The organism is Rummeliibacillus sp. G93 (genome assembly GCF_023515935.1).
GTDB lineage: Bacteria > Bacillota > Bacilli > Bacillales_A > Planococcaceae > Rummeliibacillus > Rummeliibacillus stabekisii.
Genome location: NZ_CP097314.1, coordinates 1,245,153 through 1,268,502, shown reverse-complemented (window position 1 = coordinate 1,268,502; position 23,350 = coordinate 1,245,153). Strand labels below are relative to the sequence as shown.

At 38.3% G+C, this 23,350-nt stretch carries 24 protein-coding genes; 4 read left to right on the top strand and 20 right to left on the bottom strand.

Going from position 1 to position 23,350, the window contains the following annotated elements:
* Positions 1–65 precede the first annotated feature (65 nt).
* From dnaK to hemW, 4 genes are all read right to left on the bottom strand, one after another.
* Positions 66–1,895, bottom strand: coding sequence for a molecular chaperone DnaK (gene dnaK / locus M2M59_RS06285; RefSeq protein ID WP_249775780.1), 1,830 nt, complete (start codon positions 1,893–1,895; stop codon positions 66–68).
* 36 nt (positions 1,896–1,931) lie between these two features.
* On the bottom strand, positions 1,932–2,540 hold the full coding sequence (gene grpE, locus M2M59_RS06280) for a nucleotide exchange factor GrpE (protein WP_249775779.1): 609 nt from the start codon (positions 2,538–2,540) through the stop codon (positions 1,932–1,934).
* 28 nt (positions 2,541–2,568) lie between these two features.
* Positions 2,569–3,588 (bottom strand): heat-inducible transcriptional repressor HrcA, encoded by a 1,020-nt coding sequence (gene hrcA, locus M2M59_RS06275; RefSeq protein ID WP_147193844.1) that lies wholly within the window; start codon positions 3,586–3,588, stop codon positions 2,569–2,571.
* Between the two features lie 99 nt (positions 3,589–3,687).
* A complete protein-coding gene (gene hemW, locus M2M59_RS06270) occupies positions 3,688–4,821 on the bottom strand; it encodes a radical SAM family heme chaperone HemW (RefSeq protein ID WP_249775778.1) in 1,134 nt (377 codons plus the stop codon).
* A gap of 192 nt (positions 4,822–5,013) precedes the next feature.
* Here hemW and M2M59_RS06265 point away from each other — a divergent pair, with 192 nt between their 5' ends.
* Both M2M59_RS06265 and M2M59_RS06260 read left to right on the top strand, forming a co-directional pair.
* Complete coding sequence (locus M2M59_RS06265) at positions 5,014–5,418, top strand: hypothetical protein (RefSeq protein WP_249775777.1); 405 nt, start codon at positions 5,014–5,016, stop codon at positions 5,416–5,418.
* Positions 5,419–5,519: 101 nt separating this feature from the next.
* On the top strand, positions 5,520–6,305 hold the full coding sequence (locus tag M2M59_RS06260) for a phosphotransferase (RefSeq protein WP_249775776.1): 786 nt from the start codon (positions 5,520–5,522) through the stop codon (positions 6,303–6,305).
* A 142-nt stretch (positions 6,306–6,447) separates the two neighbouring features.
* Here the strand turns inward: M2M59_RS06260 and hpaB are convergent, their stop codons facing one another.
* The 4 genes from hpaB to gpr all read right to left on the bottom strand — a co-directional run bounded on the left by hpaB (position 6,448) and on the right by gpr (position 11,993).
* Positions 6,448–7,881: a 4-hydroxyphenylacetate 3-monooxygenase, oxygenase component gene (hpaB, locus tag M2M59_RS06255; RefSeq protein WP_249775775.1), complete on the bottom strand. Its 1,434-nt coding sequence runs from the start codon at positions 7,879–7,881 to the stop codon at positions 6,448–6,450.
* Between the two features lie 195 nt (positions 7,882–8,076).
* The gene (gene lepA, locus M2M59_RS06250; protein ID WP_147193853.1) at positions 8,077–9,912 is read right to left on the bottom strand and encodes a translation elongation factor 4; all 1,836 of its coding nucleotides are present in this window, start codon (positions 9,910–9,912) and stop codon (positions 8,077–8,079) included.
* A 178-nt stretch (positions 9,913–10,090) separates the two neighbouring features.
* Positions 10,091–10,933: a stage II sporulation protein P gene (gene spoIIP, locus M2M59_RS06245; RefSeq protein WP_066786274.1), complete on the bottom strand. Its 843-nt coding sequence runs from the start codon at positions 10,931–10,933 to the stop codon at positions 10,091–10,093.
* Positions 10,934–10,985: 52 nt separating this feature from the next.
* Complete coding sequence (gpr, locus tag M2M59_RS06240; protein ID WP_147193855.1) at positions 10,986–11,993, bottom strand: GPR endopeptidase; 1,008 nt, start codon at positions 11,991–11,993, stop codon at positions 10,986–10,988.
* 161 nt (positions 11,994–12,154) lie between these two features.
* Here gpr and rpsT point away from each other — a divergent pair, with 161 nt between their 5' ends.
* A complete protein-coding gene (gene rpsT / locus M2M59_RS06235) occupies positions 12,155–12,403 on the top strand; it encodes a 30S ribosomal protein S20 (protein ID WP_066786268.1) in 249 nt (82 codons plus the stop codon).
* 123 nt (positions 12,404–12,526) lie between these two features.
* Here rpsT and M2M59_RS06230 read toward each other — a convergent pair whose 3' ends face one another.
* From M2M59_RS06230 to M2M59_RS06220, 3 genes are all read right to left on the bottom strand, one after another.
* Positions 12,527–14,035 carry an MDR family MFS transporter gene (locus tag M2M59_RS06230; RefSeq protein ID WP_249775774.1) on the bottom strand — a complete coding sequence of 503 codons (1,509 nt, stop codon included), beginning with the start codon at positions 14,033–14,035 and terminating at the stop codon, positions 12,527–12,529.
* 116 nt (positions 14,036–14,151) lie between these two features.
* Entirely contained in the window at positions 14,152–15,162 is a 1,011-nt protein-coding gene (gene holA, locus M2M59_RS06225) for a DNA polymerase III subunit delta (protein ID WP_249775773.1), read from the bottom strand.
* 91 nt (positions 15,163–15,253) lie between these two features.
* Positions 15,254–15,793, bottom strand: coding sequence for a GrpB family protein (locus tag M2M59_RS06220; RefSeq protein ID WP_249775772.1), 540 nt, complete (start codon positions 15,791–15,793; stop codon positions 15,254–15,256).
* A gap of 159 nt (positions 15,794–15,952) precedes the next feature.
* On the opposite strand from M2M59_RS06220, the gene M2M59_RS06215 reads away from it, so the two are divergent.
* Positions 15,953–16,087, top strand: coding sequence for a YqzM family protein (locus M2M59_RS06215; protein ID WP_084246865.1), 135 nt, complete (start codon positions 15,953–15,955; stop codon positions 16,085–16,087).
* Between the two features lie 23 nt (positions 16,088–16,110).
* On the opposite strand, the gene M2M59_RS06210 is transcribed toward M2M59_RS06215, so the two are convergent.
* The 9 genes from M2M59_RS06210 to aroE all read right to left on the bottom strand — a co-directional run bounded on the left by M2M59_RS06210 (position 16,111) and on the right by aroE (position 23,346).
* Positions 16,111–18,387 (bottom strand): DNA internalization-related competence protein ComEC/Rec2, encoded by a 2,277-nt coding sequence (locus M2M59_RS06210; protein ID WP_249775771.1) that lies wholly within the window; start codon positions 18,385–18,387, stop codon positions 16,111–16,113.
* Between the two features lie 20 nt (positions 18,388–18,407).
* Complete coding sequence (locus M2M59_RS06205) at positions 18,408–18,989, bottom strand: ComE operon protein 2 (protein ID WP_249775770.1); 582 nt, start codon at positions 18,987–18,989, stop codon at positions 18,408–18,410.
* 80 nt (positions 18,990–19,069) lie between these two features.
* Complete coding sequence (locus tag M2M59_RS06200) at positions 19,070–19,792, bottom strand: helix-hairpin-helix domain-containing protein (protein WP_249775769.1); 723 nt, start codon at positions 19,790–19,792, stop codon at positions 19,070–19,072.
* A gap of 69 nt (positions 19,793–19,861) precedes the next feature.
* Positions 19,862–20,599 (bottom strand): class I SAM-dependent DNA methyltransferase, encoded by a 738-nt coding sequence (locus tag M2M59_RS06195; protein WP_249775768.1) that lies wholly within the window; start codon positions 20,597–20,599, stop codon positions 19,862–19,864.
* Entirely contained in the window at positions 20,596–20,946 is a 351-nt protein-coding gene (gene rsfS / locus M2M59_RS06190) for a ribosome silencing factor (RefSeq protein ID WP_066786237.1), read from the bottom strand. The genes M2M59_RS06195 and rsfS overlap by 4 nt, the downstream gene beginning before the upstream one ends.
* Before the next feature lie 109 nt (positions 20,947–21,055).
* Positions 21,056–21,631: a bis(5'-nucleosyl)-tetraphosphatase (symmetrical) YqeK gene (yqeK, locus tag M2M59_RS06185; RefSeq protein ID WP_147193869.1), complete on the bottom strand. Its 576-nt coding sequence runs from the start codon at positions 21,629–21,631 to the stop codon at positions 21,056–21,058.
* Positions 21,618–22,190, bottom strand: coding sequence for a nicotinate-nucleotide adenylyltransferase (locus M2M59_RS06180; RefSeq protein ID WP_147193871.1), 573 nt, complete (start codon positions 22,188–22,190; stop codon positions 21,618–21,620). The genes yqeK and M2M59_RS06180 overlap by 14 nt, the downstream gene beginning before the upstream one ends.
* A gap of 12 nt (positions 22,191–22,202) precedes the next feature.
* The gene (gene yhbY / locus M2M59_RS06175; protein ID WP_147193872.1) at positions 22,203–22,508 is read right to left on the bottom strand and encodes a ribosome assembly RNA-binding protein YhbY; all 306 of its coding nucleotides are present in this window, start codon (positions 22,506–22,508) and stop codon (positions 22,203–22,205) included.
* 4 nt (positions 22,509–22,512) lie between these two features.
* Entirely contained in the window at positions 22,513–23,346 is an 834-nt protein-coding gene (gene aroE / locus M2M59_RS06170; protein WP_147193874.1) for a shikimate dehydrogenase, read from the bottom strand.
* Positions 23,347–23,350 lie beyond the last annotated feature (4 nt).

Genomic DNA, 23,350 nt, shown 5'->3' with positions numbered 1-23,350 from the left:
TCCTTTATAATACTCTGATAAAAGGTACATTGCTTAAGTTCTAATTTTATATAGATTTTGCACAATTATTTTTTATCGTCTTCTACTTCAGTGAAGTCAGCATCAACGACACCATCGTCTTTTTTGCCTTCTCCTTCAGCGCCAGCTTGTGCTTGTTGCGCTTCAGCTGCTTGTTGATAAACTTTCATTACAAGAGGTTGAAGAACGCCTTCAAGTTTTTCTTTCGCTTTTTTGATGTTTTCTGTTTCACCAGCTTCAAGCGCATTTTGCAATTCTTGTTTTGCTTCTGTTACAGAAGTTTTTTCTTCGTCTGTAATTTGATCGCCTAAGTCAGTAATTGTTTTATCCACTTGGAATACTAGTTGATCTGCTTCATTTTTAAGATCTGCTTCTTCTTTGCGTTTTTTGTCAGCTTCTGAATTTGCTTCAGCTTCTTTAACCATGCGCTCGATATCTTCTTCTGATAGACCAGAATCTGATTGAATTGTGATTTTTTGTTCTTTTTGTGTGCCTAGATCTTTCGCTTTAACATTCACGATACCGTTTTTATCAATATCGAAAGTTACTTCGATTTGAGGGATACCGCGTGGTGCTGGCGGGATATCAGTCAATTGGAAGCGGCCAAGTGTTTTGTTGTCTGCTGCCATTGAACGTTCACCTTGAAGTACATGAATATCTACTGCTGGTTGGTTATCTGCAGCTGTAGAGAATACTTGTGATTTAGATGTTGGGATTGTTGTATTACGGTCGATTAATTTAGTGAATACACCGCCCATTGTTTCAATACCAAGTGATAGAGGTGTTACGTCAAGAAGAACAACATCTTTCACATCACCAGTTAATACGCCGCCTTGTACAGCTGCACCCATTGCTACAACTTCATCAGGGTTAACGCCTTTATGAGGTTCTTTACCTGTTGCATTTTTTACTGCTTCTTGTACAGCAGGAATACGAGTAGAACCACCCACAAGAATTACTTGATCAATTTGTGATGCAGATAATCCAGCATCTTTCAATGCTTGGCGTGTTGGTACCATTGTACGTTCAACTAAATCAGCTGTTAATTCATTGAATTTAGCACGAGAAAGAGTTACTTCTAAGTGTAATGGGCCAGCTTCGCCTGCAGTGATGAACGGTAATGAAATTTGTGCTGAAGTCACACCAGAAAGTTCTTTTTTCGCTTTTTCTGCAGCATCTTTTAAGCGTTGCATAGCCATTTTATCTTGAGATAGATCTACGCCGTTTTCTTTTTTGAATTCCGCTACTAAATAATCAATGATTTTTTGGTCAAAATCATCGCCGCCAAGACGGTTGTCCCCAGCTGTGGCTAGTACTTCAAATACACCATCGCCTAATTCAAGAATAGAAACATCAAACGTACCGCCACCAAGGTCAAATACTAAAACTTTTTGGTCTTGGTCCATTTTTTCTAAACCATATGCAAGTGCAGCTGCTGTAGGTTCATTGATAATACGTTCTACTTCTAAACCAGCAATCTTACCAGCATCTTTAGTAGCTTGGCGTTCTGCATCGTTGAAGTAAGCAGGTACTGTAATTACCGCTTTTGATACTTTTTCACCTAGATAGTCTTCTGCATACTCTTTTAAGTGTGTAAGAATCATGGCAGATACTTCTTGCGGTGTATATTGTTTATCTTCAATTGTTACTTTGTAGTCTGTACCCATATGGCGTTTAATTGAACTAATTGTGTTTGGGTTAGTAATAGATTGGCGTTTTGCTACTTCACCTACTTGGCGTTCACCGTTTTTGAATGCTACAACAGATGGAGTTGTGCGCGCTCCTTCTTTATTAGCGATTACAACTGGTTCGCCGCCTTCAAGTACAGCGACGCAAGAGTTTGTTGTTCCTAAGTCAATACCGATAATTTTGCTCATTAAAAATTCCTCCTAGTGATTCATTACTTAATCCGACTACTCGTTTACTTTTACCATTGCTGGTCGAAGCACTCTGTCTTTCAGCATATACCCTTTTTGCAGCTCTTGCAAAACAATACCCGGGTCTTTTGACTCGTCATGTTCTTGCATCACTGCATGGTGTATGTTGGGATCAAATTCAGCGCCAAGCGATTCAATCGGCTCAAGACCTTCTTTCTTAGTCGCTTCAACAAGAGAACGATAAATCATTTCAATTCCTTGTTTCATCGATACTGCCTCTTCCGTTGTCGCTTCAGCTTGCATAGCGCGCTCGAAGTTATCTAGTGCTGGCAATAAGTCTGTCAGCAGACTTTGGGCACGATACTTTTCTTGTGCCACGCGTTCAAGTTGCGTGCGGCGTTTTAGGTTATCAAAGTCTGCACGCAAACGAAGGTAACGTTCTTCTTCTTTAGCCAGCTTTTCTTCTAGTAGCGCTAGCTCGTCTACTTGTTCTTCTACCTTTTCATCTGTTTCATCGTTTCTAGCTGCTTCCGTTTTTTCTTCCGGTACAGCTTCTACGTTTTCATCAGTTTTTGGTGCTGCATTTTCTTTAGCTGTCTCTTCTTTTGCAGCGAACTGTTCTTTTTCTTCTTCTGATTTAGACAATTAATACCCTCCTCTTCTACCGGCCATGCTAGTGGCGTTCGATAAATCGACTAAGACCACTGCTCATTAAATCTAATATAGAAACTACTCGCCTATAATCCATGCGAGTAGGACCGATGATCGCGATTGATCCTTTTTGCTCTTCACCTATAGTGTAGGTTGCTGTGATGACGCTGCAATCCTCCATTGCTATATGATGGTTTTCAGAGCCTATTCGGATTTGAATGCCTGATTGATGATGAGGGAAAATAGTCTGTATTTGACTTGTTTTTTCCATTAGCTCCATCAGCATTCGAACTTTATTTAAGTCATGGAATTCAGGTTGCTTCAGCATATTCGTTTTACCACCGTAGTATATTTTACCTTCACCGTGGTATTTATTGAGGTCGAAAATTGACGTAAGCAATCCATCATATGAGCCAATATGCTGCGCAATAACAGCTGTTGCCTCTTCTTCCAGCTTTTTGTGAATCTGCTCCAGTGGAACTCCAACAAGCCGTTCGTTTAGTATATTAACGACTTTTTCAATATCCGATAGCGAATAGTTTTCCGGTATCGATATTAATCGATTTTCTACATGACCATGATCTGTTACGATAATGGCTACGGCAGATCCCACTGAAATCGGTACGATTGAAAATCGCCTTACTTTATGAAGCTGAACATCCGGTCCCAAAATAATCGACGTGTAGGTGGTCAATTCTGATAAAATATCAGCGGATTTACGAATTACTTGCTCGGTTTCCATCATCCGATCTTGAAATAAGGATTGAATAGTTATGATATCTTGATTTGTAATAATTTGAGGTTTTAACATATGATCCACATAAAACCTGTAACCCTTTTCGGAAGGAACCCGACCAGAAGAAGTATGGGTTTTCTCTAAGTAACCAAGCTCTTCTAAATCAGCCATTTCATTCCGTATGGTAGCGGCGCTAAAACCTATACCTTCTTTTTTCGCAATTTGGCGAGATCCTACAGGCTGTGCGGTCGCAATGAAATCATCTATGATTACTTGCAGAATTTGCAGCTGTCGATTCGTTAGCATGATCATCACCTCACATTGTTAGCACTCAATAAGAAGGAGTGCTAATACAATTATTAATTTAACACCTCTCAAGAATGATGTCAACGGAAATGCCTAACCCTACAATAAAAATTGCTGAAATACTTCATTACCTACAAAACGACCTTTTCGAGTTAGTTTGACAAAGTCACCATCATCTTCAATAAGCTCTTTTTCAAGTAAATCTTTCAGCTGATCCTCATAAACACTTTCGATAGTACATTGATATTTTTCGTAGAAATGCTTTTTGCTGACACCCGCTGTTTTGCGAAGTCCAAGAAAGAGTTCTTCTTCTATTTTCTCTTGCTTTGTTTCAACATGTGTCTGTTGAATAGGCTTTTCGCCTCGAGAAATAGCTTCCATATATTTCTTTAAGGGACCAATATTAGAATAACGTACACCATTCATATACCCATGAGCTCCTGCCCCAAATCCAGCATACTCATCGTTGTCCCAGTATATTTGATTATGGATAGAAGAGTAGCCAGGTTTGCTAAAATTACTAATTTCATATTGATGGTACCCGTGTTTTTCCATCTCCTCCATCAACACACCATACATTTCTGCTTCTAAATCTTCACCTGGAAGACTAAGCTTTCTTTTGACCATCAAATTATAAAATATTGTTTTCGGTTCTACGATTAATGAATATGCTGAAAAATGAGTGAGGTTTAAAGAGAAAGCATATGCTAATGTTTCTTTCCATTGTTCCATCGTTTGTCCAGGCAAACCATACATTAAATCAATGCTGATATTTTCAAAGCCAACCTTCCTGGCATTCTTGATCGTTTCAAATACATGTTCATTGGAATGAGTACGCCCTAAGTTTCTCAAAAGCTCCTCTTGGAATGCTTGAACACCCATGCTAAGCCGATTAACGCCCCCATTGTATAAAACGCGCAGTTTTTCTTCCGTCAATTCATCAGGGTTAGCCTCTGAAGTAAATTCTGTGACATGTTCCATTGGTATATACATGCGAATTAATGACAATAAACGTTGAAGTTGCTCAGGTGAAAGTGCGGTTGGTGTGCCTCCCCCTAAGAAAACTGTTTCAATTTTGTGATCCTTATAGTCGCTTGCCCACATGCGCATTTCTTCACCCAATGCTTCTATATATTCATCGACTGGCTGGTTTTTAAAAAATACCTTGTTGAAATCACAATAGTTGCAAATCTGATGGCAAAATGGAATATGAATATAAATACCTCTAGCCAATCTGAAAACCTTCTTCCTTTTGAAAATTCTAAACTGCTTCTTAACTAACATCTTTTAATCCTGTCATATAGTTTAGTTTATTTTTACTGTTAATGAAAATCAGACGCGTTAATATAAAAAGTTTTATTTAGATTATAACCTGTAAAATTATTTTAATTTTCCTATAATTTGTATAAACATTAAAGGAGATGAGTGTATAATGAAAAGATTTTGATTGCTTTATTGTCAATTTTCGTTTTAGCTGGTTGTGCAAGCAACACAGATAAGGGGAAATATATTGCAAAGAAAAGTGATTTGGAAAACATCGTATTTAGCGGACAAATCGAAGAAGCCAACCAACTTATTTTTAATAAGGGTAACTTAACGATTATTACAAATCCCACTTTGAACAATATTAAACCCTCTACTAATCCTCAAAAAAACACCAATGAAAAAAGTAGCGAAAATCATTACAACAATATAAAAATTAGAACAGCTGGAAACACGTATACGATTACCGGATCTAATGGATTAGAATTAAAATTAAAGAAAGTCGGCAAACGTGTCATTAGTGATTTGGATGGCAACGAGTATTCGACAGAACGTGATTTAGATTAATATAAAAGGTGGATGGAATCTAGCTGTCCGTTCTTTTTAGTTCACAGTAACACTATAAATTGATTGAAAACTAGAATACTTTGTAAAGAAGGTGTATTATTTTGCAGCCATTTGATATAAGTGAAATTCCTAATGAGATAAAAAAGTACATGGGTACCATCCATTCAATTCGTTTCCCAAAACAGGGTTGTACATCAGATGTTGCCATTATTGAATGTGAAAAGGCTGTTTTCGCACTTAAAAGAACAAAAGAACATTTATATAATACTTGGTTGAACAAAGAAATTTCCGTTTTACATTGTTTATCTAGTAAAACAGATTTACCGATTCCACAAATAAAAGAATTTAAATGTGACAAAGATCAAACTTGGGCTCTAATTGAATACCTAGAAGGAGCAACTGTTAGAGAAGCCTTATCTAATGAGAAAAATAAGGAAACTAGAGAGGAAATAATATTTGTCTTTGGAAAGGCACTTTCCCGCATACATTCAACTTCATGTCCCGCTGAATTGAAATATAAAACGCCTTGGCTTGATGAAATGCTACTAAAAGCTACATACAACTTCACACACTATGAAGTAAATGGGTCAGAAGCAATATTAAATAAAATTCAAACCCAAAAACCTAAAAATTTCAAACAAACATTAATACATGGCGATTTTACAATAGATAATGTATTGTTGCATAACGGTAAAGTATCGGGGATGATCGATTGGTCGGGAGGGGCTTATGGTGATCCAAGATATGATGTAGCACTTGCCATTCGTCCTAAGCCTAATGTTTTCGAAAATAGTGATAGAGAGATTTTTTTTGAAGGATATGGCAATAAAATTATAAATCAAGAGGAATATGATTACTTTGCGAACGGCTTATATGAATTCTTTTAATCATATCCTATCCGAAACAAGGCATCTCCAACACATTAGATAAACTATACCATTTAATCATCAAAATCGGATAGCCGTGGGCTATCCGATTTCTCGTTTCTAAGTACTTTCTCTCAGTCTGACTATAAATAATGCTTAGACTCTATTTAAGTTTCTTTTTCACCAATTCTACATATGGTTTCTTGTCATATTCATGATAAAGGCTCATTGCCAATCTTACTGGATCCCCAAAGAAGAATCGTTCATATAAGGTCTGACGGGTACCGAATGAGCTCATTGTCGCATCCCAAGCGAGCCGGAAAAGTTTTACACGGTCTTCTGCATTATTTGCAGCAGATTGGAGATATAGGTCTATATCTTTTCGAATTGATGAATGAAATGCTTTTTCGGTTGGAATAGACATTAAGCCGCTGGCACCTAGCAATTGAACTATTTCAGTAAAACGTGGATATACCTTAGGAAAAATACTGATGGCAACTCTAAGAGTCGTATAATCCGGCTGCATCAAACCTGCTTCGTTCATCTTTGCTTCAACTTCAGATTTGATCAACAAGGCTTTTAAAGTTTCAAGTGCCACAATAATTTCGGTAGCCTTTTCTTGTACGTGTTGAAAGCCTGAAATATTGATAGATTCTATAATTGATTGAACGATTCCCAGCATAAATTCTGTTTTCACAATTTGTCTGGATAACACCTGATGTAGTCCAAAAGGTTGAAAAGAACTCCTACCTAAAAAGGACTGTGCGACATCAATATTGTCATAGTAAAATACACGATCCCACGGTACTAAGACATTATCAAAGACGACAATAGAATCCATTTCTTCATAGCGAGAACTTAAAGGATAATTAAAGACAGACTCCCCTTTTACAAATGATTCCCTACAAATAAATTTGAGTCCCTTTGTGTTACTTGGAATGGAAAAGGCAAACCCGCTCTCTTCATCAAATGGCTTCCCCGCTTTAATGAATAACATTTCATCGGTGATACCGCCCTGGGTTGCGAGTAAACGCGCCCCTTTGACAATAAGACCCTCACTCGTTCTTTCTACAACCTCAGCAGATATTGGCTCACTCGTCGGTTTATCTAAAACACTGCCGCGGTCCACTTGTGGTTCGATAAACGTATGTGTCATCGATAAATCATTATCTCGAACATATTCATAATATTTTTGTAAATTTTCAGGAAAACAATGATCTTTCCCCTCCAATAAATGGGCAGATGAAGCCATAGCCATAAGTGCTGTATTCATATAATCCGGGCTTCGTCCCATCATGCCATTGCTTTCTCTTGCCAATAGCTGGATAGCCTCTCTTCTCTTCGCTAAATCTTCTTTTGACCTTGGCATGAGAAAGGAAAGTCCTACAGGATCACCCTTCCCCTCAGAGAGATAGGTTAATTTATCTTTTAATATTTCATCATGCTGTAAATCATATAACCTAGCCTGACTCTTCATTACACCTCTAAATGCAGGATGTTCAGAAATATTTCCTGTCACCTGTTCTCCATCAACCCAAATATTAGCTTTCAATTGGTCAATCTGTTCAATATATTGGGATCCAGTTCTTACGGGCATAACTCTCCTCCTACCTTTTTATTCATCAACTTTTAGTTATTCGTCTAAAAGTATCATATGACATTTCTTAACAGGCGGTGACATGGCTATTTAATTGAAAAATGAAAAACACCTGATGAGCTTGAAAAACCTCATCAGGTGTTTTTATCTATAAGAGCTACTTACGCATATTTCCAACAACATTGTAATTTTATGTTATTTTTTCGGTTGATCATCATCCATTTTAAGTACAGCCATAAACGCTTCTTGCGGGACTTCAACTGAGCCGACTTGCTTCATACGTTTTTTACCTTCTTTTTGTTTCTCAAGAAGTTTACGTTTACGCGAGATATCGCCGCCGTAACATTTAGCCAAAACGTTTTTACGCATCGCTTTAATAGTTGAACGTGCAACAACTTTTTGACCAATCGCAGCTTGCACTGGTACTTCGAATTGTTGACGTGGAATTAACTCTTTTAATTTTTCAACAATAACCTTGCCTCGTTCATAAGCAAAATCCTTGTGAACAATGAAACTTAAAGCATCGACCTGTTCTGCATTCAAGAGAATGTCCATCTTCACTAGTTTTGATGGTTTATAACCAATCAATTCGTAGTCAAAAGATGCATATCCTTTTGTGCTGGATTTCAATTGATCAAAGAAATCATAAACAATTTCGGATAACGGAATTTCATACAGGATATTTACGCGTATAGAATCCATATAATCCATCGTCAGGAAATTCCCGCGTTTTCGTTGGCAGATCTCCATTACAGCACCCACATAATCATTTGGCACCATTATACTTGCTTTAACATAAGGCTCTTCAATACGATCAATCTTTTGTGGATCCGGCATCATTGAAGGGTTGTCCACTTTAACTTCCTCACCATCGGTCATATGAACATGGTAAATAACTGATGGTGCTGTTGTAATTAGATCAATATTAAATTCGCGCTCAATACGTTCTTGAATAATCTCCATATGCAAGAGACCTAAAAATCCGCAACGGAAACCAAATCCTAGAGCTTGAGAGGTTTCAGGCTCATATTGGAGAGCAGAGTCATTCAACTCTAATTTTTCTAATGCTTCCCGTAAATCATTGTATTTTGATGTATCAATTGGATAAAGACCGCAATACACCATCGGGTTCAACTTACGATAGCCAGGTAATGCTTCTGTGGCTGGGCGATTTGCAAAGGTAATCGTATCCCCTACGCGCGTATCTCCTACATTCTTAATAGAAGCTGTGAGATAGCCAACATCCCCGACAGTTAAAAACTTCGCTGGCGTCATTTTTGGAGTATGCACGCCTACTTCGATGACTTCAAATTCTGCGCCTGTTGCCATCATGCGAATTTTATCTCCTGGTTTCACAGTGCCTTCAACAACCCGAATAGAGGTAATTACGCCACGATATGCATCATATACAGAGTCAAATATCAGTGCTTGTAATGGCCCTTCCGGATCCCCTATTGGTGCTGGCACTTTTTCAACAATCTGCTCCAGAATATCTTCTATTCCAATGCCAGCTTTGGCTGATGCAAGCACAGCTTCAGATGCATCGAGTCCAATGACATCCTCTATTTCACCTCGTACACGCTCTGGATCAGCTGATGGAAGGTCGATTTTGTTAATGACTGGTAAGATTTCCAAGTCATTATCTAGCGCAAGATAAACATTTGCAAGCGTTTGAGCTTCGATACCTTGTGCTGCATCGACAACTAAAATCGCACCTTCACATGCAGCCAAGCTTCGTGATACTTCATAAGTAAAATCGACATGCCCCGGTGTATCGATTAAATGTAAAATATATGTTTCTCCATCTTTCGCTGTGTAGTTCAACTGTACGGCATTTAGTTTAATTGTAATGCCTCGTTCTCTTTCCAAATCCATGGAATCTAGCAGCTGTTCTTTCATTTCCCTTGCTGTTAGCGCTTGGGTTTTCTCTAGTATCCGGTCTGCTAATGTTGATTTGCCGTGATCAATATGTGCGATAATAGAGAAATTTCGTATATGTTCTTGTCTGTTAATTAATTCTTCTCGATTCATTCGTTCCGCTCCTATAATCTATGCGCCTCATTTTTGAATCGTCTATCTGCATGCGTTGCCTTAGACTAATTCAATTTTTCAGCTTCATTTCTCTTTCTATCACACCACTATAGAAGCGGTGATCTACTGAAATGTTGTTATTAAGAATTATAGCAGTGAAACGCCATATATTGCAATGTTAGGAATTAGGATTAGCAAACGCTTCTTCGATTGCACGTGCCAAAATCGCGACTGATCGATTTAACTCTTCTTCTGTGTTATCCACACCGCCTATTTCAACTAAAATGGATTGCTTCGACAAATCTTGATTGTAAATTCCATTTACGCCCGCACCCTTTTTAGCAATGACACCACGCGAGATACCAGGTACAAGGTCTGCCATTTTTTTAGACAACTTCTCAGCATATGCTTCATTTGCCTGGTAACTTGGATTTTTTGTTCCGATGACAATGGCCATGCGCGCATAAGAGGTGCCATTATATGTGATAGTCGATAAATTTCTTTTTGCAGAATCTCTATGAATATCCAAGATTAAATCATAATCTTTTTTTTCTATTTGCTTTTTAACATAAGGACGTACTGCATCATACGCCTGGTAAAACTTCATTTGTTTTTGACTCATCACTTTCTGAGTATCAACATCCAAAAGGTCCAATTGAATATTATTTTGTTTAAAATGATTGGTGAACAATTTTCCTAGGGATTGGATATTCTCGGTATTATGATACGCAGTTACTGCCTGTTGATGTTTTCGAAGTATAGGCGCATAAGCTTCATGAGAATGTGTAAAATATACCAATGCATCAAAAGAAGCTTTTGATTTTTTGTCCGATACTTTTGTAGCTAACCCCTTTTTAGCAGCATAAGCAACTTTTGTTTCTTGTACAGGGGACTCAATGACTGGCTTTCCATTTGGCTTTTGTTCAGCCAACACCGGGATCTTAGCTGCAATAATAGGTAGTGAAAAGAAGATTGCTAAGAATAATAAACTAAATTTCCATCGTTGTTTGCGTCTTCGCATTCTATATCCCTCCTCCTGTCAGCTTATGAAGGAGGAGAGAGAGATAGAACCATTATGCATTACTAATCCATCGCGTACAAACACTCGATAGCATGTTGATATAAGCAGAGAGCCAATCATCAATATTTTTTGGCGTCACAAAAAGCCGTTGCTGGCCTGTTAGAACTTCTTGGAATAGCTGAAGTCGCTCTTCTTTGTCCCACTTCACCCAATCACCGAAGATGGGCATCAGTGCTTCTGTTTGAATCTTCGTTTCTTCGTTTGGCGTATAGGCAGAAACAGATAAAGCTTTGGACGGCGACTTCCCTTCTGATATCTGTGCGGAGATATATTTGAACATGGTTTCAATTGCATCTGTTATCAATACAGGACCATCCACCACCGTTGGTAATCCAATTGCTGTGACAGGACATCCCATTGTTTCGAGCGAAATCTCTTTACGGGCATTCCCTACTCCCGCCCCAGGCTGAATGCCTGTGTTTGTAATTTGAACTGTTTTACACAGTCGTTCGCTCGAATTAGTCGCGAGAGCATCAATTGCAATGATTAAAGATGGCTTAATTCGATCCGCCAACGCTTTGACAAACTCGCTCGTTTCATATCCTGTTTGCGCTGTTACGCCTGGCGCATAAATCATACATCTATCTTGGATTAGTTCATCCTGATTGTGGAGCTGTTCAATCGTCATTGGACCCACGGCATCTGGTGTAATCGTACGATTGCCTAACCCTATTATCAATACTTTTTCAAGCGTCTCTTTTTTATGAAGTTTTTGCAGTGTTCTAATGATCGACTCTTCGAACATCTCAAGACCTTCTTGGTCGTAAGGGTCTAGCGTAGGTACAGATAAAGTAACATACGTGCCCTCTTTCTTACCGATATGTTCTTCTCCTTTTTGGGACACAATAACTTCTGTGACCTTTACGATATTTTCCCACGTTTCTTTTATATCAATTCCATTAGATTCCCTTAGTGTCTCTCGCTCTTCCTCTGTCTTATGATTGATAAAGGCTGTTGTTTCATCGACTAAATCAACAGTTGACCATTTGAAATTTTCCATTCTATCACCTCTTCTTTAGTTTGACCATTGTGTCAAGTAAATATTCTTTGCTATTGTCTCTTGATTTTTATAGTAGGCATTTGCTATAATGATGCTTGTTGTATAGACACATACAGTTGAGAATTTACTCATCTCGATCCTTTTTAGGAGGTGAATTTGAAATGCCAAATATTAAATCTGCAATCAAACGCGTAAAAGTTAACACTAAAGCTAACGCACAAAACGCACAAGCTAAATCAGCAATGCGTACTGCTGTGAAAAAAGCTGACGCTGCACTAACTGCTAAAGAAGAAAACGCAAACGAACTATTAACTCTTGCTGTTAAATCTTTAGACAAAGCAGCTTCAAAAGGCTTGATCCACAAAAATGCAGCTTCTCGTCAAAAAGCTCGTTTAATGAAAAAAGCTTAATCCTTGATGGGATTCAAAAAGGCTAGAGAGAAATCTCTAGCCTTTTTTTATTGCATATCTTTTGACCATGTAAAAGGAACCGTCCCACTACGAACGGTTCCTTTATTTAATGCTAGAATTAACTTAACTATCCTTTTTTACAACTTTAACTCTATCTTTTCCCATCAATAGTACCACAATGACAGAAATGGCAATAGGAATTAAAGCCATAGAAAATGTGAAAGTAACAGAGTCCGACAAAGCATGGACTATTTTATCAAGTATAAAACTAGGAATCTTTGCGCGTTCACTTGCTTCAAAAAGTTGCCTCGAATTATCTGTATCCGGTACATAGTTCCCATTCCCCATTCCCTTAAAGGCGTCAGTCAATTTTTGTGAAAACCCACTACTTTGTATAGCACCAAAAATGGTAATACCAAGCGTCATGCCAAACGAACGCAAGAAAGAGTTAGTTGAGTTAGCTGTCCCTCTAAAATTCGGTTCAAGGTTATGGATAGAAGCTGTCGGCAGAAGAGAGAACGAAAAACCAACGCCAAATCCCACTAAAATCATATAAACGGTCAAAAGTAGCCTTGCTGTATCAGGCGTCAAAGTACTAAGAAGAAACATGCCTGCAAAATAGGATATCACAGAAATTATCATTAATCTTTGGAAGCTTGTTTTAGTAAGGAAAATACCACCCATCGCACTGCCTACTACTGACCCAAGCATCATGGGCATTAATATTAACCCTGCATTTGTTGCCGACCCGCCATAAACAGCTTGAACAAAAATGGGAATAAAAATGGTCAAAATAATAAACGTACCGCCGTATAAAAAAGCTAATATTTGTGAAGCAGCAAATAGACGTCTGCGGAAAAGCCAAAATGGTAATATTGGCTCTTTTGCTTTTATCTCGAATATAATAAATGCTATAAAAAAAATTATAAATCCACTAAACAAACTGACAATTTCAATGGATAACCAATCAAACTTCTTGCCGCCTAGCTCCAATCCAAACATTAAACAGATGATTGCTGCTACGAGAGTAATTGCCCCACCCCAATCAATTTTTTGATTTTCGAGTGCTGAGGATTCTTTATAGTAGCGAAGGATGAAAAATAATGAAATAATGCCGATTGGTACATTTACATAAAACACCCAATGCCAGCTGATATACTCTGTGATGTATGCGCCCAATAACGGACCGAGCACACTAGATGCACCAAATACTGCACCCAACAATCCCGTTATTTTCCCTCGCTTCTCAGGTGGATATATATCAAACACAATCGTAAAGGCAATAGGCATTAAAGCGCCACCGCCTATACCTTGGATTGCGCGGTAAATGCTTAGTTGTGTCATTGACTGTGCAATTCCACAGAGTGCTGATCCAATTAAAAAAACGACTAATCCAAATATAAAAAATCGCTTACGTCCAAACATATCCGATAATTTTCCGAAAATCGGCATCCCTGCCATAACAGCCACCATATAAGCGGATGTTACCCAGATAAACATGTCAAAGTCCCCTAAATCCGACACAATCGTTCCCATTGCAGTTGCCACGATAGTATTGTCCATGGCGGACATCAAAATCCCTAGCAACAATCCCGCAACAACAAACCGGATATTGCTCTCTTTTGTGATCATGTATTCACTCTCCCTTCTCTAATTCACAGTATATAGTAAAAAGGATCGTGGTATCGCTATAATTTTCTCGTTTTTAAAATAGTAAAAAAGCTAGCTCAAGTAAGCTAGCTTTCCTTCTATAATGGTTTCATTAAAAAAAGTTCTAGGAACCTCTCTCGTCTACCGCTGACCGATTTTAACTTGAGGTCGACTTCACTCAGTCCATACAATGCTTTCAATAAAGCTTCTTCCGATATATTTCGCCTGTCTTCTACTATACGTTTGATCCGATAAGGATTGACCTTTAACTGCTTGGCGATTTGTCCTGAATGATAACCTTTTTTCAATAAATAATAGACATTGGACATCAACCTAATTTGTGAAGCTAAAAGCGCAACAAGCATAATAGGTTCTTGCTTTTGCCGTATTAAATCGTGATAAATAGAGAGCGCTTCAGAAACATCATGGCGGATATAAGCATTCAACATTTTAAATGCATCCTGTTCCAATGTCTTTGAAACGAGTTCCTCGACTAAAGAAGCTGTGATAGTTGTTTCTTCACCAAGATATAAGCAAATTTTATCTACTTCTGATTTCAGATGAAGCATATCCAAGCCAACGAGTTCAATTAGTTTAGCTGTTGCTTCATCTTCAATTAACTTGTCAAAACCGGCTACCTCATGTTGCACCCAAACAGCCAAATCATGCTCTTTCGGGGTTTCAGCTAACATATATACCGCATGCTCTTTCATTTGCTTTGTGACCTTTTTTCGTTCATCTAACTTTTCATACGGTGCAATAAAAATTGTCACAGATGTGTCTGATGGAAATTCTAACCACCTAGCAAGCCGAGTCAAATCATGTTGGATTTTTTCTTTTGTTTTATCCGTTGCCTTTAATAACGAGGCATTCTTTGCAATAATCAACTTCTTGCTTGAGAAAAAAGGAATCGTATCTGACTCATCAATTACTAGATCTACTGGCTTCTCATCCAAATCTATTGTAACTGATTCAACCTCTCCTTCTTCTTCTAACTTATCTTTGATTCTGCGTATCGTTTCGTCTATATAATAAGATTCGAGGCCCGCTAAAAGATAAACAGACGCCATTTTCCCTTTTTGAATATCAGCCCATAATTTTGAAAACATAATGATACTCCCCCTACTACTGCTCCTTTAAGTATACATGGGTTTTGGTGGATATGCACTGTCTCCGCTAAGGATATGATAGTGGATTTCTTTAATTGTTATTTCTTATACTAAGTATATTCTTTACAAAGTCTTCTTTATACTTTGTATAATCATTGATATTTAACCCTGTAGCTGTATTATTAATATATTCTTGTTTCAGCTTCATATAGCGATGTTTAACTTCTTCATTCGTATTTAAATAATCCCTAAAGAAAAGAAGATTATTCCAAAGATCTTTTTGATAATTAACCAAATGTATAAAGTGGGTTTTTTCTTGATAAGTATCATCCGTAAACTTAGCCAACACCTTTTCTTCAGGCCGTTCTACTTTCAACCTTAAAAAACCAACTTTTGAAAAGTCTCTAAGCAATGATTCATCTACTTTTTTTAGATTGTCTACTCCTACTAAAATATCAATGATTGGCTTGGCAGGCATATCTTTAATTGCCGTACTGCCGATATGCTCGATACGCTCTGCAGCTAGACCTGTTTGTTCTTCTATAGCTTTCCGAGTTTGCTGGAACTCTTCATTCCATTCAAGCGAATAATCTACCAACTTTATTTCATCCCGCTTCAATCCTAACTTCATGTAATACCTCCTAATAAACTGTTTAAGTTTAAATTTAGTTGACATATCACTACATTAAGCCCTATTTTAAATCTATTGCGGAGAAAGCCATTTTCCGCATTCAATCTAGATTTTTCACAGCCATTACCGTATAATTAAATCGAACTAGGAGGGATAGTAATGAATCCATTTGAACAAGAGGTACAAAGCAAAAGAAATGACGCGATCGATTCAGGCGTTGGATTCGGCGTATCATTCGCATTCTTCGCAATCATGTTCATCATCGCAACAGTTATTGAGTATGTGAATTTATAAGTCCTTATTCCGAAAAAGCTTTGTCATTTGGACAAAGCTTTTTTCTTTTCAAGAAACTCTGCCGTTGTATGGATTTGCCATGAATCTTCTTTGACTGACACCTCGATTGATCCTGATTCCGCTGTGTTTAAAGTAGTATAACCTAATCTTTGATAACGATCGACCACTTCCTGGCTCGGATGACGATACCGATTATTTAAGCCTGTAGAGAATATGGTAAGCAAAGGCTTTGTTATATTCAAAAAAGGCTCCGAGCTTGACGTTTTGCTTCCATGATGGCCAGCTTTTAATATCGTTAGTCCCGCTATATCCGCTACACTATTTCCGATGAGCTGCTTCTCCCCCAACTCTTCTAAATCACCAGTAAAAACGGTTTTAAATTCGCCAAACTTTAGCAGCAGTACAAGAGAATCATTATTACCCTCATAATTAGTATCAGTAGGTGAAATATATTTGAATTCAGTACGGTGTTCTGCCCAGCTATAACCTGCCATTCTTTCTTTTAGAGGAATTCTTTTTTCTTTAACGAGCTTAAGAACCTCTCCCATCACTGCCTTCTCCCAAGAGTTTGGACTTATGTGTATTTCTTTCACATGCAATTCCTCAATTACTTCTTCCGCACCTTCAACATGGTCTGCATCTGCGTGCGTTAAAATCATTGCATCCACTGAGCGTATCCCTCGACCTTTTAAATAGGGGACCACCACCTTCCTACCTACTTCATACTCATTCTTAGGTTCCTTCCATTTTTCCTGGCCAAAACGAAGTAATCCGCCTGTATCAATTACATATACTTTTTTGCGATATGGCAGTTCAATCACTGCGCTATCCCCTTGACCAACGTTTAAATAAGTAATGCGTAAATCTCGGTGCAAGCTTGAAGCAAAATGAATGATCAAAACCGGGAATAAAATCCATGCAGCTGCTCGGACAAAGTATTTTTTCTCTATATAAACAAATGCAGTTAATACACCTATCATTGCTAAGACACAAAGAAGAATGTCCGGCCTGCCCGACACCCACATTTGATATGGTATTTCCTTAAAAAACAAAATCCCTGAGGTTAACCATGTTCTCAGAGGTTCATATACTGCAAAAATTAGATTAGAAAGCGGTAAAGATATACCTGTTAATACAAGCATAATTAGATTAATAGGCAAAATCACAAACGAAAATAGGGGTACGAACACAAGATTGGCCACGAATGAAGAAAGGCTCAGCTCGAAAAAGTGGTAAACCAATAAAGGGTAGACTAATAGCTGACAGACAAATGTCATATAAAATGATTGGAGCAATACATGATTTGAAGATTGTAAAACCCTACTTGAATAAATTAGCGCAGCTGTCGCCAAATATGACAATTGAAACCCGACTTGAAATACCATGGCTGGCTGATAGGCAAGAAGTAAAATGAAACTTATAGAAAGTGCATCATCTACCGTTAATAATGATTTGCTTGCTCGACTAATCATCATTATTTCTACCACAGTCACAGAACGCCATACCGAAGGGGCCCCACCAGCTAGACAAGCATACAGCGGCAGAACAATCATAATAGCCAGTGTTGCATGTTCTTTGCGGACATGGCACCTCAGCATTATCTCAAAAAACAATAGCGTGATAAGGGCAACATGCAACCCAGAAATAGCGAATAAGTGTGTGATGCCCAGTTTTTGATAAGCACGACTGAGATCTTCATCCACATTCCCTTGGTCACCAATAATGAGTGCCTCTGCTTCAGCTGCTAAACGTTTAGGGAATGTCCTTTCTATATGCTTTTTAACTTTTAATCGTTGCTGTGCCAAAACAGAAGAAATACTTTTCTTTTTTCCGATATATTCAGCTTGTTCAATTTCATAAATGCCTATAGCACCTTGACTCTTCAGGTACTCATCCATTGAAAAAGCATATTGATGCGCAGGCATATTAGCTGGCGTAAGTTTTCCTTTAACACGGAACATAGCCCCACTTAAAGAAATATTTTCGTATTTTTCTTTCTCTTCTTTGTTTGAAAACGTCATGACCGCATAAATTTTGGCACCACTGTCCGTTTTGGCAAAGCCACGCAATTTAGCGCCATTAATTGTATAGGTACCAGTCCATGTAATCACCGCATGCTCTGGAATATGTTCTTTTAAATCTGCATTTCGATTCTTTGTATAAAAAAAGGCAGAAAAAGAAAAAACGGCGATAATGGCAAGAAGCCATGTTTTTTCATTTTTCCACCATAGAAAACAGCTATACGGAACGAATAGCCAAAGAAGAAAGCTATCTTTAAATGCTGCTAGAACAGCAAGCATAATAGCTAGAGCTATATATATTAATTTATGTCTAAAAGAGAATGGCCAAATAATTCTTCCACCTTCTGTTCATAAAGGGCCAATTCTTCAGGCGTTGCACCATGTTCACGCAATTTAGTAAGCATGTCCATATAGAGCATCATTTTTTCATCACTTAAAAAATCTATTTTTCTCTCATCAAAAGGTACATGTACGACATTCACCTTGGCTTGCGCCAACAATTCGATGGCGTACGGGTTATTCTTGTAGTCTGTTGCATAGTATAAGTTTTGGATGCCTGCTTGTATGATAGATTTGGTACATGGCAAACAAGGAAAATGCGTCACATAGAGATCTGCTCCTTTTGTCGGCGTTCCATATTTCGCACATTGCAACAAAGCATTAACCTCAGCATGAACTGTTCTAACGCAATGATTGTCCACTACATAGCACCCATTATCGATGCAATGGTCATCTCCGGAAATCGAACCATTATAACCTCCAGCAATAATTCGTTTCTCACGGACTATCGTAGCCCCTACTGATAATCTTGTACATGTACTTCTAAGTGCAAGCAAATGGCTTTGCGCCATGAAAAATTGGTTCCACGTGATTCGCTCCATATTATTGCCTCCTGTAATTATTACTTATTATATTCAGTGTAATTTTTAGAGACATCTTTTTCAACAGGCAAACGGGCTATTTAATTGACTGTTATTTGATCTTGTAGCGATTCAAATGTTTTGTCACCAATTCCCGTTACATTTTTTAAATCTTCAATCGTTTGAAAAGATCCATTTTCTGTCCGATAAGCAAGGATAGCTTGGGCTTTTGCAGGACCAATACCATTTAGGGTTTGCAAAACTGATTCATCTGCAGTATTGAGATTGACTAAATTTGAAGTACTTTGGCTACCACCGCTTGGACTGCTAGTATTGATAGACGGCTGGACTGCGGTTTTGTCATTTGATGCAATGGCCAGCACTTCTTCCACCTCTTCGCCTGTTTTGGGCACGTAAACAACCATCTCATCCTGCAACTTTTGAGCATGATTGATTTGCTTAGATTGTGCATTCTTAGCATATCCTCCAGCCAGCTGAATAGCATCTATAACGCGACTATCACCATCCAGCTTATAGACCCCTGGATTTTTGACCGCTCCTTTGACATCTACCATTATGGATGTAGACGCTACGATTTCAGGTTTTTCAATCGATGTGCTATTTGATTTACCATTTGCATGATCAGCAGTATTTGATTCGTTTAATTCGTTTGTTTTTTCAGCACGGGAAAATAAGTCGTCCTGTGGGGGTGTGGACGATTGTTTGGAAAAGTATATAAAAGTAAAGAAAAAAATAACAATGGCTATGGGGATGCCAAATTTTTTGCCATTTTTCTTCAAAAAAGAAGGAATTAGTCCGCACATCCTTTCTTTTTCAGAAGGCAATATACGAAGCTAATTCCAGTATATAGGATATTCATTTTTTTGAAAAGACTATTTTACAGCCCGGAAGAAAATTCTTTCAGAAAATTCTACAGGCTCTTTTTCAGCAAAATCAGCTGTGATGAAGATATCCTGAAAGCCGGCTTCTTTGAGCATATTTTTATACATTTCAATATCAAATGTACGCTGTGTATGAAATTCTTCAAATCTTTCATAATACCCATTATCTAGTTGGGAATAGAAAACAAGATCATGATGGACAGAATGAGGTTCTTCACCTTTTTCAGTCATCCACAAATAGCTGACTTCTCCGTCATCATAAGTGAAAGGAGAGTCCATAAAAAGTTCATCCATTTTGTAAATTGAATGCACATCAAAAAACAGCTGTCCGCCGCTTTTCAATGATTCATATATACGCTTAAGTGTTTCTCTTACCGCATCTTCTTCTAGAACATAGTTGATAGAATCTATCGGAATGGTAATGACATCGAGATCGTTGAAACCCTCAAGCTCATCCATGGACATGCAATAGAGAGGAATATCAAGGCCTGCTTCTGCAAAGTTTTGAGAAGCTACCATTAGCATATCTTCAGAAAGATCGATGCCGCTAACTTTATAGCCAAGAGCCGCAAATTTTGCGGCCATTGTCCCTGTACCGCAGCCAATATCCAAGAGATTGGGATAAGAGGCAGGCGACGCATGTGAAGTGACCCAATTGACATATTCATCATATGGAACGTCTGTCATTAAGCCATCATATACTTGTGCGAATTGTGAGTAGCTACTCATTCTGGATCCACTGCTACAAATTTTTCAGGCGCGTCTCCCCATAGACGTTCTAAGTTATAGTAAGCGCGTTCGTCCTTGTGGAAAACATGACATACCACTTCACCTAGATCTACTAAAATCCATCGAGCCGAATCAAAACCTTCAAGCCTTTTTACTTCATAGCCTGCTTTATGAGCAACATCTGCGATTTCACGCGCAATTGCTTGGGTTTGGCGATCGGAGTTACCATGGCAAATTAAGAAGTAATCCGCCAAAAGTGAAATACCCTCCATATTTAATGCAACTATATCTTCTGCTCTTTTGTCATCACAAGCTTTAAAAGCAATTTCTAATAAATTATTTGCCATATATTTGTTTTCCTTCTTTCCTTTGACTTTACGCCAAAACATATACTTATGTTACGCAAGTTTTGTTTATATTAACCGTTGATTTAAGTAAGAGGTTGCTGAAAATTTCTTATATATTACTTCTTCTTTTTTGCAATATATCATTGTAGCATTCGAAAGAATCTGGGAACACAGGTTGACCCTTGCTGATAAGAAACCCAATTGAGTGCGTAATACATTCACTCATTAGTTCATCTAAAGGTAGCTCTTGTGCAGCTTTCCTCAACTCTTCAACACCTGAAAATTGACGGTTCGGTTCAATCATATCAGCGATATAAATGATTTTTTCTAAATCACTCATGTTAGCGCGCCCTGTTGTATGGTAGCGAATCGCATTGAGCACATCTTCATCTTCTACATGGAATTCTTTTTGTGCAACATAAGCACCTACAGGACCATGCCATAATTCATGGTGGTATTCAAGCAGTAGTGGATTCATGTTCTCGCCTTTAATAACTTCCTTCATCCAAACACGGTCCGCATATTTGCATGAGTCATGCAGAATCCCCGCTGTTTCCGCTTTTTTTGTATCTAAATTGAAGCGCGTTGCTAATTCGATTGCTGTGTCTGCAACGCCAATAGTGTGGATATAACGACGCTCAGGCATACGGTCTTTCATTGCAGCTAATAATTCATTTCGTCCCATATAAACCTTCCTTTCGTATATACTCCTCCACCGCAGGCGGCACTATAAATGTAACTGGTTTCCCTGCATGTAATCGCTCGCGAATCATCGTTGAAGATAAATCCACCATCGGCGCCTCAATCTTTTGCACAGGCAACGACGTGCTACCAACTGAACCAGGGCGGTGTACACCAACAAAATGGACTAGCTTTGTCAATTCCTCAATATGATACCACTCATCCAACATATCTATCATATCTCCGCCAATGATAAAATAAAACTCTACTTCTGGCTCTAATGCTGTTAAGGCCCTTAACGTATCGTATGAGTAAGATACGCCGCCATGCTTGATTTCATACGGTTCTACCGTAAAATGAGGAACCATCTCTGCAGCGAGTTCTGTCATATGAAATCGCTGTTCTGCTGTTGCATCTTCTGGTTTAACTTTATGCGGTGGTATTGCATTTGGCATGAGGCGCACTTCATCTAAATTAAGCGCATAATACGCTTCATTAGCCATGATTAAATGCGCAATATGCGGCGGATTAAAAGTGCCGCCGAGAAGCCCTACTTTTTTCATGAAATCAAATCCTTATTTTGCTTTTGGCAATTCGATTTTGCGATGTTCACGTTTTGATGCTTGTTTATATAAAACAACTGTAAGACCAATCAATTGAACAAGTTCTGCATTTGTGCCTGAAGCTAATTGTTCTGCCACATCATGCTTATCTTCTTCACAGTTGTCTAAAATACGTACTTTTAATAATTCACGCACTTCTAATGCTTGCTTAATTTGTACAAGCATTGCTTCATTAACACCGCCTTTGCCCACTTGAAAGATCGGCTGTAATGAATGTGCTTCTGCACGTAAAAATCTTTTTTGTTTACCTGTTAACATAAAATCAATTTCCTCCTATTTGCCGAAGCAAAAGTTCTTCTACATCTTTCGCATTCGGGTACGAGCCCATCCAGTAACTGTAACTAAGCGCACCCTGATGGATAAACATGCCTAGTCCTGTCACAATGGTGGCTCCTGATCGCTTTGCTTCTTTTAAAAATGGCGTCATCATTGGATTATACACAATATCTGCCACAATTGCAGTCTTAGACAGCCGTTTAAGCCCAATGGGCATTGAAAATTCACTTTTATTTAAACCTGCGGCCGTCGTTTGGATAATAATATCATATCGATCCAAATCCTCTGATGCTCTCTCTAAGGTAAGCGCCTTAGCCTCTATATCCAAATCATCACAAATAGCCTGTGCCTTGCTGATAGTACGATTGGCAATATTAATTTGCCTATATCCAGTTTGTTTTAAAGCAAACGCAATGCCCCGAGCTGCCCCGCCCGCTCCAATTAGCAAGACAGACTTATGGCGATGGTCTATGCCAACTGCTTCTTCTAAAGAACGTACAAAGCCAAGCCCGTCCGTATTATAACCTTTATACCGACCATCCTGCATCCTTACGACTGTATTAACCGCACCCATCTGTGCAGCTGTGTCATCAATCTCATCAAGCAATGGAATAATGGATTCTTTATGTGGTATTGTCACATTCCAGCCGCTGCAGCCAAGTAGTTTTAATGAAGTCACGGCTGCTTCTAAATTTTCTGGCAATACATGAACCGGGATATAGCTTGCATTTTTGCCCTCTTTTTCAATCCACGTACTATGCATTAAAGGTGACATAGAATGCTCAATGGGATTTCCTATAACGGCATACCATTTCTTCATCTTA